Annotated in this window: 1 protein-coding gene; it reads right to left on the bottom strand. The window is 33.6% G+C overall.

The annotated features are described in order from the left end of the window. Positions 1-840, bottom strand: an 840-nt coding sequence (locus tag FTV38_RS17770) for an HNH endonuclease (RefSeq protein WP_180023076.1), incomplete at its 3' end; no start/stop codon positions are given. Between the last annotated feature and the right edge of the window lie 343 nt (positions 841-1,183).

The following is a 1,183-nucleotide window of genomic DNA, read 5'->3' as shown; positions in this document are numbered from 1 at the left end:
ATAACCACTATTACATGGACATGAGGCTGCTCTACGACTAGGAACTGGTACTAAATTCCAATTTTGACGCCATTTTATTCCTAAATTCAACATCATACCTACACCACAATTATATGAAAAATTTCGTATAAATTGATTTGTTTGAATGTTTGTACCTTTTGGTGAAACTTTTATGTCTATACCAGATACTTCAAAGTTAATTTCAGAAATAGTTAGAGGGAATTCTAAGGAATCAGGAGCTTCTATATCAAAATTCTTTTTAGATAATTCTTTATTATTAATGACATAAAATTTAATTGATAGAAAATCTCCATTTTCATATTTAATTTCAATTTCTTTACCACTAGGGGGGCACTTAAAATCAATAGGAGTTCCTATATTTTCCCAGCAGTTATTCCTCATTACTAAACGCTCTTCCTTAGACACACTAAGCATTTCAACATTTAGCAGTAAATAACCACTTTCATCCCTTGTTAAAGAAACTACATCATAATTATCAATTACAAGTGCGCGAGGTGTTTCATAGTAGAAATTTCCCCCTACTACGGTTAATAATTTATTTCTCCGCCATTCAAAATTGCCTTTTACTTTTTCTGAATTAACCTTATTTTTTTTAAACTCTACTAATTGATCATTGGTATAAGCATAATTATCAGCATTTTTATGATGCTGTGTACAAAGAGCAATCATACCCTCTGGTCTGTGATGATTTTCAATACTCCAAGGCGGATCGAAATGATGCCATTCGAGATAAGGGTTTCCACAATTAGGAACAGGACAACCAAATCCTACCTCCTGTCTAAGAGTTTGAATTACTTTTTTAGGGGGCGTCCTATTCATTGATGATCTACCATGTGATTTTTTAAATTGTCTAAAATTAACATAATACACCTTATACGAAATGCTTTTCATTTCTCATTAAATTTCAGTGTCTTATCTTGATGTAAAAAGCCCAACTGTACTCAGTTGGGCTTTTTTAATGATTTGTCACGTTCCACGCCTATTCTTTGATCAATGTTTCACAACTTTGATTAGCTCCATTAAATAATTAAAACCTAGATAATAAGAACCGAGCGAGTGTCTACGAGCGATTGAGCATCATCAAAATTTCGCCCTCGCCTTTTCTCTCATTACCCGCTCCCTTTCGATTTTAAACGGTAGGTACAGAGCATCCCGAATGGGT

The organism is Acinetobacter sp. YH16044 (assembly GCF_013417145.1).
Taxonomy (GTDB): domain Bacteria; phylum Pseudomonadota; class Gammaproteobacteria; order Pseudomonadales; family Moraxellaceae; genus Acinetobacter; species Acinetobacter amyesii.
This window is presented reverse-complemented; position numbering and strand designations above follow the sequence as displayed.